The organism is Candidatus Eisenbacteria bacterium (genome assembly GCA_035712145.1).
Taxonomy (GTDB): Bacteria; Eisenbacteria; RBG-16-71-46; order RBG-16-71-46; family RBG-16-71-46; genus DASTBI01.
Genome location: DASTBI010000173.1, coordinates 21010 through 30247 on the forward strand (window position 1 = coordinate 21010; position 9238 = coordinate 30247).

The window sequence follows — 9238 nt, forward strand, 5'->3', positions numbered from 1 at the left end:
TCGCGGTCTTGCCGGTGCCGCACGCGGTCACTAGACTGGCGGGTCGTGAAGCTCCAGCATGGAAGCGGAGAGCGAGGTCTCGCGTTCGCCTGGACGGCCGTGGTCGCGGCGGTCCTGGGTCTCTCCTGCGGCGGCGGCTCCAAGGAAATGCCCCCGGTGCGGGTCACCTGGGTCGTCGGGCAGGCCCTGCCCAACTTCGATCCGCTCGGCCCGCCGGATCCGGTGAGAGCGGCGATCGAGCGCCTGATCTCGCGCGGCCTGGTGGAGGAAGACTCGACCGGGCGCATCGTGCCGGCGGCGGCCGAGAGCGTTGCGATTTCCGGCAACGGGCTCCAGTACCGATTCACGCTTCGACCCGATCTCACCTTCTCCGACGGGTCGCCATGCCGGAGCGAAGCCTTCCGAGAAGCCATCGAGGCCGGCGTCAACCGCCTCGACCATGCCACGTACGCGTGGCTCTTTTCGTCGATCGAAGGGATGAGCAAGGCACGGCCGGGACGGCCGCTGCCGCCCCTGGGCATCGCCACACCCGACCCTCGCACGCTGCTGATCACGCTGTCGCGTCCCGATTCCCTGTTCCTCAGGAAGCTCGCGTTTCCAGGCGCCGCCGTCCCGTGGCGGCGTGGGGCGGAAGGCTGGTTCGACGGAGTCGGGAGCTACCGGATTGCCGCCGCGGCCCCGCAGCGACTGACGCTGGCGCTGCGAGCGCCATCGGCCGGCCTCCCGGACAGCATCCAGATCCGTTTCATTCCGGCCGCGTCCCGGGTGCGTGCGCTGCTGCGCGCCTCGGCGCCCGACCTGGTGTGGCCGCCTCCGCCCGATCTGCTCGATCAGGCCCTGCCTCCGGCCTATCAGGCACTGTCGCGGGCCGCGCGGCCGACACGCCGGCTGCTGCTCGTGCTCCGCCCCGACCTTCCGCCGACGTCGAAGGAAGCCGCGCGGCATGCGCTGACGAGCGGCCTGAACCGTGCCGAGCTGATCGACGCGCTGGGCATCGCGGGGGAGGACCGCACCACGGGGCTGACCGGAGCTCCGCCCTACCCCTTCCCCAATGACGATCCTTCGCAGGTGCGGGAGTGGCTCGAGCGAGGAGATCTCGGCCGCTCCCTGCACGTGGTGATGGCGTATTCCGCCGACGGCATGGGGGCGCGCGTCGCGCGCACGCTGCAATCCGAATGGGCGCGCAACGGCCTCGACGTCGAGCTGCGGCCGTTCCGGGAGCCCGCCGTCAGCACCGAAATGCTGCGCCGCGGCGGCGCGCAGCTCCTGCTGGTCGAGGACCAGGCGATCCTCGCCACGGCGTCGGCCGAGCTGGCGAGCCTCGTCCTGCCGATGCGCGGTCCGGCCGTGGGCGCGTTCCGAGTCGGCTGGATGACGCGCGAGTTCGATCCTTGGATCTGGGCGGCCGGGAATCCACCTCCACTCGATGCCGGCGCCGCGCAGCAACGCCTCGTCGACGAGGACATCGCGCTGCCGATCGCCAATCTGCCATGGCTGTGGGTGCAGCGGGCGGAGGTGAAGGGCCGATTCCATCCGCGACTCGGCCCCGATCCGATCGGAGCGGCGCCGTGAGCACGAAGCCGTCCGTGACCGTGATCATGCCGATCCGCAACGAAGGCGCATTCATCGACCGCAGCCTGGGCGCCGTGGTCGATCAGGACTTTCCCCGTGAACGGCTGCAGATCCTGGTCGCCGACGGCCGGTCCACCGACGATACGCGTGCCCGGATTCAGGACCTGGCTCGCAAGCATCCGGAGGTGACGATCGAGATCGTCGACAATCCCGGCGGCATCGTGCCGACCGGCATGAACGCCGCGCTCCGCAAGGCGACCGGTGACATCATCGTCCGGGTCGACGGCCACACGATCGTCGAGCGCGATTACATCCGGCGTTGTCTGGATGCCCTCGAACGCACCGGTGCCCAGTGCGTGGGCGGACGCATGGACGCGGTGGCGGATGCCGCGCTGGGCCGCGCCGTGGCGCTGGCCACCTCCTCGCCGTTCGGTGTGGGCGGGGCGAGATTCCACTATTCTCCGCGGGAGGAAGAGGTCGATACGGTATACATGGGCGCCTGGCCCCGGGAGCTGTTCCAGCGGATGGGCGGTTTCGACGAGGAGATGGTGCGCAATCAGGACGACGAGCTGAGCTATCGCATTCGTGAGCGAGGCGGTCGCATCATGCTCGATCCTTCGATCAAGTCCCGCTACTACCCGCGGACCTCGCTGCGCACGCTGTGGCGCCAGTACTTCCAGTACGGCTACTGGAAGGTTCGGGTGATGCAGAAGCATCCCCTCCAGATGAAGCTCCGCCACTTCGCGCCCGGAGCGCTGGTCGCGACGCTGGCGGTGACGGCGCTCGCGTCCCCGTTCTCGGCCGCGGCGCGGGTCGCGCTGGTGACGGTCGCGAGTCTCTACGTCGCGGCCAATCTCGCGGCATCGGCCTGGACGGCGCGCCGGGCCGACGAGGGATCCGCGCCGTGGCTGCCGGTAGTGTTCGCAGCGCTCCACCTCTCTTATGGCGCGGGATTCCTGACCGGACTGGTGCGGTTCGCCGGTCGTTTCGGCCAGCGGCCGGCGGAGGCGACGTCGTGACCGGCGCCAACGTTCCTTACTTCCGTCCGCCGATCACCGACGACGACGTCGAGGCGGTGGCGGCGGCGGTGCGGTCCGGATGGCTCACGAGCGGCCCCCAGGTCAAGCGCTTCGAGCAGGAGTTCGCGGCCGCGGTCGGCGCCAAGCACGCGCTCGCCGTGAACTCGTGCACCGCGGCGCTGCACCTGGCGGTCGAGGCGCTGCACCTGCGCGCCGACCAGGTGGTCCTGACTCCGACCATGACATTTGCCGCGACCGCGGAGGTGGTGCGCTATCAGGGCGCGTGGCCGCTGCTCGTGGACTGCGATCCGGTCACCGCGCACCTGGATTTCGCGGACGCGGAGCGCAAGCTGGCCGACTTCCGCGCCGGACGGCTTCCCGGAAAGCTGCCGGCGGACGCCGAGGTGGTGGGCATCATCCCGGTCCACGTCGCCGGCTTGATGATGGACGTCGCGAAGGTGAAAGCCTTCGCCACGAAGCACCGCCTGTGGACCGTGGAGGACAGCGCCCACAGCTTTCCCGCCGCGTGGCGCTGCAGCGCCGGGCATGCCTGGCAGCGCTGCGGAGAGAACACCTCGATGATCGGCTGCTTCTCCTTCTACGCCAACAAGACCATCACCACCGGTGAAGGCGGCATGGCGGTGACCGACGACGACGATCTCGCCGGACGCATGCGGCTGATGGCGCTTCACGGGTTGTCGCACGACGCCTGGGGACGGTACGCGGGAGGTCCCTGGGACTATCGGATCGTCGCGCCGGGATTCAAGTACAACATGACCGACATGGCCGCGGCGCTTGGCCTGCGACAGCTCTCGCGCGCCCACGAGCTGCGCGACGCGCGCGAAGCTCTGGCCATGCGCTACCTCGAGGCCCTGGCGGACGTGGAATGGATCGAGCTGCCGCCGGTGAACGCGGATCGCGTCCACGCCTGGCATCTCTTCCCGATCCGCTTGCGACTCGACCGGCTGCGCGCCGATCGCAATCAGATCCTCGACGAGCTGAAGAAGGAAGGGGTGGGATGCTCGGTGCACTGGCGGCCGCTCCATCTTCACCCGTATTACGAGGAGTTCGGGTGGACACGCGCCCACCTTCCCGAAGCGTCGGCGCTGTGGGAGCGACTGATCAGCCTGCCGATGTTCCCCGGCATGCGCGAGGACGAGTTCCAGCACGTGGTGCGCACGGTTTCGGCGGTTTGCGCGCGCCATGGCCGCTGACCAGCCTCCAGTCGAGGAGCTTCCCAGACCGCAGCCCGGCCTGCCGCGGGGTATCGAAGTCGCGCTGGCGGGGCTCGGATTGCTCGTGCTCTCGCCGCTCCTGCTCGTGTCGGCGCTGGCGATCATCGCCACCTCTCCGGGCGGCGCGTTGTTCCGCCAGGTGCGGGTCGGTCGCGACGGCCGCTTGTTCGGACTCCTCAAGCTGCGATCGATGCGCATCGACCTCGATGGGCCTCCGCTCACCGGCCGCGTCGACACGCGCGTCACCCCGCTGGGCCGCTGGCTGCGGCGCGCCAAGATCGACGAGATCCCTCAGCTCTGGAACGTGGTGGTGGGTGACATGGCGCTGGTGGGCCCGCGTCCCGAGGTGCCGCGCTACGTCGACCTCGCCGATCCGCGCTGGCGCCGTGTGCTCGAGGTGCGGCCGGGCCTCACCGATCCGATGACGGTCAAGCTGCGAAACGAAGAGGCGCTGATGCCGGGATCGGCGGAGGAGCGCGAGCGTTTCTACGTCGAGACGCTGCTGCCGATGAAAGTGCTCGGCAACCTCGAGTATCTCTCCCGGCGGAACGCCGCGTCCGATGTGAGCGTGCTGATGGCGACGTTGATCGCGATCGTCTTCCCGGGGCCCCCTCCGGACCGCGAGGAGCTGCTGCGCCGCGGCCGGATCTGATCGGTTCCCGTCACGGCTTTTGAGCCGCGGCGGCGCGCAAGGTATCGTGCCGCCATGAGCGTGCGCGTCCGATTCGCCCCCAGTCCCACCGGCTACCTCCATGTCGGGGGCGCGCGCACGGCGCTCTACAACTATCTCTTTGCCCGCGGACACGGCGGCACCTTCATTCTTCGCATCGAGGACACCGATGCCGCGCGCTCGACGCCGGAATCCCTGGCGGCGATCTTCGACAGCCTGCGCTGGCTCGGCCTCACCTGGGACGAGGGACCCGAGGCCGGAGGCGATTGCGGGCCCTACTTCCAGGCGCAACGCCGGGATCTGTACCACCAGCATGCAGCGACGTTGACGGCTTCCGGGCGCGCCTACCCCTGCTATTGCACCGCCGAGGAGCTGGAAGCGCGCCGCGCGGCACAGGTGGCGAGCGGCGAGCCGCCGGGCTACGACGACCGCTGCCGCGGGCTCGATGCCGAAGGGCGCGCCGCGCGCGAGAAGGAAGGGCGCAAGGCGGCCCTGCGGTTCGCGCTGCCTTCGAGCGGGGAGACCGGCTGGGTCGACGTCGTCCGCAGCCAGGTCACCTTTCGCAACGATCTGCTGGACGACTTCGTGCTGATCCGCTCGGACGGCTTGCCGACCTACAACTACGCCTGCGTGATCGATGATCACGCCATGGCGATCACGCACGTGATCCGGGGCGATGACCACATCTCGAACACGCCGCGGCAGCTGCTGCTCTACCAGGCGCTGGGCTGGACGCCGCCGGTCTTCGCGCATGTCCCCATGATCCTCGGCGCCGACGGCTCGCGACTCTCCAAGCGTCACGGCGCGACGTCCGTGGGCGCCTATCGCGACCTCGGCTATCTGCCCGAGGCGATGGTGAACTTCCTCGCGATGCTGGGCTGGGCCTACGACGGCCAGCGCGAGCTGTTCACGCTCGACGAGCTGGTGCAGTGCTTCAAGCTGGAGCGTGTGGGCTCGAACCCCGCGGTGTTCAACACCGACAAGCTCGAGTGGATGAACGGCCAGCACCTGCGGATGCTTCCCGAAGGCGAGCGCATCCGCCGGGTTGCGGCGCATCTGTCGGTGCAGGGATACGATGTCACGTCACGCGGGCCGGAGTGGCTCGCTGCACTGGTGCGCGCGATCGGGGACCGCATGAAGACGCTGGAGGATGCCGAGCGCTACGTCGCTTTCGCGCTCAAGGCGGAGCTGGCGCGCGACCCCGAAGCCTGGGCGGAGGTTCGTGAGAAACCCGACGTGGCGCCGCGCTTGCGATCGCTGGAAGCCAAGCTGGCGGTCGAGTCTTCGTGGGACCTGGAGTCGCTCGAGCGCGTCACTCGCGGCGTGGCCGCCGAGCTCGGCATCAAGGCGGGCGAGCTGATCGGCTTGACGCGCGTGGCGCTCACCGGCCGCAAGGTGAGCCCCGGCATCTTCGACGTGATGTGGCTGCTCGGACGCGAACGAACGCTGGAGCGACTCGAGGACACGGCCCGGGAGTGGGAAGAGGCGCGTCGGGCGAGCGTTTGAGGGCGAGTTCTGCCCGCGATCGGCGCGGGTTGCCGGGCTCCGGTGAGCTTTGCTAGATTGCCGCGGCTTTTCTGCTGCCCGGTGGTGTAACGGTAGCACGACTGGCTCTGGACCAGTTAGTCGAGGTTCGAATCCTTGCCGGGCAGCCACCTTCCTCTGCGGATTGATCCTCGCAGTTTCGGTTGGTAGATTGCCGCGCTTCGCGCGCGGATGCCGTGTGTGGCGCTATCGTCTAGGGGTCTAGGACAGGTGGTTCTCAGCCATCAGACCGGGGTTCGAATCCCCGTAGCGCTACCATCGCCGACACGCCGCCGTCAGAGTGGAGCGCCGGAGCCGTTCCGCTTGAAGATCTGCGTGGACGACAACGCTGCCACTTTGAGGGTCGATGGAACGGCCGCGAAGGTGGTCGATGCCGGGAAGGTGAGGAAGCAGAAAGCGGACATCGAGAAGATCGAGGCGGTTCTGCTCAAGGCTCCGTCTGGTGTCCGCATGCAGCGTGTTCCGGCGAAGGCGCAGAGTTGGGAGGTCCGTGACGAACGACTCGATTGGCCAGACCCGGAACTGAGGCACATTCGGCTACTCCGAACCATCTACTACTCGTTATGCCGCTTGATTAGACCGCACTCTGGAGGCACGCGATGGTGATGGTCAAGCCGGTTCCAGAAGGCATGCAGGCAGTTTTTCCGATGCTGGTCTGCCAGAGCCCAGAGGCCGAGATGGACTTCTGCGCGGCGGCATTCGGAGCGGTTGAGCAGGTGCGGCGGCCAGGCCCGGATGGTTCGCCAATTCACATAGCGATGCGAATCAACGACGCGTTCTTGGTGGTACAGTCAGAATTCCCGGACGTGGTAGCCAGCCGCGCACCCGTTGCCGATGGGAGCTCGCCCGTGGTCGTTTTCGTCTACGTTGCCGACGTAGACCTGGTGGTGGAGCGTGCTGTCGCTGCGGGCGCAAAGATCCTTATTCCCGCGCAGAATCAGTTTTGGGGCGACCGGTCGGCGAGGATCCTCGACCCATCTGGCCATGTTTGGACAGTTGCATCGCGCATCGAAGAGACTACGGAGCAGCAACGGGCCGAGCGCTGGTCAGACATTCGCGAAGTACGCCAGCCAGACTGAGTTGAGGCGGGACGGCACGTGTTGAGACCAAACGAAGGGTGGAGTTCCCAGGGTTTGGTGGACAGTTCTGGCATCGTAGCGGCCCGGGAGGGCCATGCCGATGCCCACAAAGCCGACTGCGAGACGAGTCCGTAGGACGTACGAGTTCATCAAAGCTCACCGCGGCGATCACAGCGTTCAGATGATGTGCCGACTGCTCGACGTCGCTCCGAGCGGCTACTACGAGTGGCTCAAGAAGCCGATGTCGAATCGGGCTCAGGAAGACGCCCGACTGCTTCGACTGATCCGCGCCTCGTTCGAAGCGAGCCAAGGCGTCTACGGCGCCCCCCGCGTCTTCCTGGATCTTCGCGAAGCCGGAGAGACCTGCAGCAAGCATCGGGTTGCGCGGCTCATGCGCGAGAACAAGCTGCGCGCCCTGCACAGCTACCGCACCCGGCGCTGGTCGGTCGGTACGCCGGCCGTCCTCGTGCCGAGTCTCTTGAAGCGGCAATTCACCGTGACACGCCCGAACAAGGCGTGGGTGACCGATATCACCTACATTCGGACGTGGCAGGGCTGGCTCTACCTCGCAGTCGTCATGGACCTGTTCTCGCGCAAGATCGTGGGGTGGTCCACCCGGCCCACCATCCACCGCGAGCTCGTGCTCGATGCCGTCTTGATGGCGGTGCGCCGCCGGCGTCCCCGTCGCACGCTCGTGCACTCGGATCAAGGCACCCAGTTCGGCAGCGATGCGTGGCAACGCTTCTGCCGCTCGAACCGCCTCGAACCGAGCATGAGTCGCAAAGGCAACTGCTGGGATAACGCCGTGGCGGAGTCCGTCTTCGGCAGCTTGAAGAAAGAGCGGATCAAGAAGCAGATCTACAAGGACCGCGAATTCGCTGCAGCCGACGTGGCCGACTACATCGTGGCGTTCTACAATCGTTCACGCCGTCACGGCCATCTCGGGGGCGTCAGTCCAGAGCAGTTCGAAGCAGCCCACAAAACGCGACGCTAGGGTGTCCACCAAACCCTGGGAACTCCACCCAAGCGGGCTCTACGGTTCGTGGCCTATTCGCTGCCTCCGACGCGAATGCGGATCGGCGGTTTCCTGTTTCTCAGCATCAGACCGGGATTCGAATCCCCGTAGCGCTACCAAATCCGACCTGCGCCGAGGTGAGTCATGCCCATTCAGGTGATCGTCGAACTGCTGGCCAAACCTGGCCGGCGGGATGAGCTCAAGAGCCTGCTCGAGAACATGGTGGCGAGGCATGGGCCGAGCCTGCGCGGTTTCCAGGGAAGCACTCGCTACGAGGCGCTGGACAATCCCGACATGCTCATCGAGATAGCCGAGTGGGAGTCAGCCGAGGCGCGGATGGAGCATATGCGGGAGAGCGCAGCCACCGGCGCCTATGCACCTGTGCTGGAAATGCTGGCCTCGCCATTCAGGGCCACGGTGATCAGGCGGCTGCCCTGACGGGCCGCTCGCATCCGATCGACGAGGCAGGATGGGCTTGAGTCGATGGACTCTTAAAGCTACCAACTCGCTTGGTGTAGGCAGGGCTTGCAGGGCTCGATTCTACCGACGCACGAAGCCGCTCTCGTGCGGCGGTTCGAACGGTTCGGTCATCAGCCCCTCGACCCGTTCCAGCCAGCCAGAACCTCTCGCGTTCTTTTCGAAGTGCGCTCGGTGTGCCTGTTCCGAACGCCAGCTCTCCATCATCACGAACTGATGCGGATCATCCTTGCCCTGGTAGACGTCGAATTCTTCGCATCCGTCGACGGTCAAGCTGAAATCTCGACCCTGCTGCAGCAGAGTGAGCAATTCCGCCGACTTGTCCTCGCGCGCTCGAAAGCGATAAATGATCGCGACACTCATTTGGCCTCCTTTCCTTCAAGGAGCGTAACTCGAACCTGTGTGGATTGGACCACGGGATTCCAAGTCGTTCTAGTTCAGAACGCTCGTTCGTATGGGGTGGGGGATTGCCGTGGGCAGAAGTCGGGCGTAGCATTTCCTTCGGCCGCGAACCTCTGACCGCCTTCGAAGGAGACGCGCCATGATCGGCTCTCGTACCCTGATCATCGTCGCGATCGCCTGGACGCTCTTCCACACCGTCCACGCCACCGCACAAAGCTCGGTTC

10 protein-coding genes and 2 tRNA genes are annotated in these 9238 nt (G+C 66.8%); 10 read left to right on the forward strand and 2 right to left on the reverse strand.

Annotation, left to right across the window (positions count from 1 at the left end; all coding sequences use genetic code 11):
- Positions 1-45 precede the first annotated feature (45 nt).
- From VFQ05_11770 to VFQ05_11800, 7 genes are all read left to right on the forward strand, one after another.
- Positions 46-1572 (forward strand): ABC transporter substrate-binding protein, encoded by a 1527-nt coding sequence (locus tag VFQ05_11770; GenBank protein ID HET9327443.1) that lies wholly within the window; start codon positions 46-48, stop codon positions 1570-1572.
- Positions 1569-2591: a glycosyltransferase family 2 protein gene (locus tag VFQ05_11775; GenBank protein ID HET9327444.1), complete on the forward strand. Its 1023-nt coding sequence runs from the start codon at positions 1569-1571 to the stop codon at positions 2589-2591. Before VFQ05_11770 ends, VFQ05_11775 begins: the two co-directional genes overlap by 4 nt.
- Complete coding sequence (locus tag VFQ05_11780) at positions 2588-3805, forward strand: DegT/DnrJ/EryC1/StrS aminotransferase family protein (protein ID HET9327445.1); 1218 nt, start codon at positions 2588-2590, stop codon at positions 3803-3805. Before VFQ05_11775 ends, VFQ05_11780 begins: the two co-directional genes overlap by 4 nt.
- Complete coding sequence (locus VFQ05_11785; GenBank protein ID HET9327446.1) at positions 3795-4478, forward strand: sugar transferase; 684 nt, start codon at positions 3795-3797, stop codon at positions 4476-4478. The genes VFQ05_11780 and VFQ05_11785 overlap by 11 nt, the downstream gene beginning before the upstream one ends.
- 54 nt (positions 4479-4532) lie before the next feature.
- Complete coding sequence (gltX, locus tag VFQ05_11790) at positions 4533-6002, forward strand: glutamate--tRNA ligase (protein HET9327447.1); 1470 nt, start codon at positions 4533-4535, stop codon at positions 6000-6002.
- Positions 6003-6077: 75 nt separating this feature from the next.
- A tRNA-Gln gene (locus VFQ05_11795) sits at positions 6078-6151 on the forward strand.
- Between the two features lie 72 nt (positions 6152-6223).
- A tRNA-Glu gene (locus VFQ05_11800) sits at positions 6224-6299 on the forward strand.
- A 17-nt stretch (positions 6300-6316) separates the two neighbouring features.
- Here VFQ05_11800 and VFQ05_11805 read toward each other — a convergent pair.
- Positions 6317-6472 carry a hypothetical protein gene (locus VFQ05_11805; protein HET9327448.1) on the reverse strand — a complete coding sequence of 52 codons (156 nt, stop codon included), beginning with the start codon at positions 6470-6472 and terminating at the stop codon, positions 6317-6319.
- Between the two features lie 168 nt (positions 6473-6640).
- On the opposite strand from VFQ05_11805, the gene VFQ05_11810 reads away from it, so the two are divergent.
- The 3 genes from VFQ05_11810 (at position 6641) to VFQ05_11820 (ending at position 8573) form a co-directional block, all read left to right on the forward strand.
- On the forward strand, positions 6641-7120 hold the full coding sequence (locus VFQ05_11810) for a VOC family protein (GenBank protein HET9327449.1): 480 nt from the start codon (positions 6641-6643) through the stop codon (positions 7118-7120).
- 100 nt (positions 7121-7220) lie between these two features.
- Positions 7221-8114, forward strand: coding sequence for an IS3 family transposase (locus VFQ05_11815; protein ID HET9327450.1), 894 nt, complete (start codon positions 7221-7223; stop codon positions 8112-8114).
- A gap of 165 nt (positions 8115-8279) precedes the next feature.
- On the forward strand, positions 8280-8573 hold the full coding sequence (locus VFQ05_11820) for an antibiotic biosynthesis monooxygenase (protein ID HET9327451.1): 294 nt from the start codon (positions 8280-8282) through the stop codon (positions 8571-8573).
- Positions 8574-8675: 102 nt separating this feature from the next.
- On the opposite strand, the gene VFQ05_11825 is transcribed toward VFQ05_11820, so the two are convergent.
- On the reverse strand, positions 8676-8975 hold the full coding sequence (locus VFQ05_11825; GenBank protein HET9327452.1) for an antibiotic biosynthesis monooxygenase family protein: 300 nt from the start codon (positions 8973-8975) through the stop codon (positions 8676-8678).
- Positions 8976-9238 lie beyond the last annotated feature (263 nt).

Bases quoted from the DNA above. Each gene is read 5' to 3' on its own strand.
- VFQ05_11785 (HET9327446.1), top strand. From the start codon at position 3,795: ATGGCCGCTGACCAGCCTCCAGTCGAGGAGCTTCCCAGACCGCAGCCC.
- gltX (HET9327447.1), top strand. From the start codon at position 4,533: ATGAGCGTGCGCGTCCGATTCGCCCCCAGTCCCACCGGCTACCTCCAT.
- VFQ05_11810 (HET9327449.1), top strand. From the start codon at position 6,641: ATGGTGATGGTCAAGCCGGTTCCAGAAGGCATGCAGGCAGTTTTTCCG.
- VFQ05_11815 (HET9327450.1), top strand. From the start codon at position 7,221: ATGCCCACAAAGCCGACTGCGAGACGAGTCCGTAGGACGTACGAGTTC.
- VFQ05_11820 (HET9327451.1), top strand. From the start codon at position 8,280: ATGCCCATTCAGGTGATCGTCGAACTGCTGGCCAAACCTGGCCGGCGG.
- VFQ05_11825 (HET9327452.1), bottom strand. From the start codon at position 8,975: ATGAGTGTCGCGATCATTTATCGCTTTCGAGCGCGCGAGGACAAGTCG.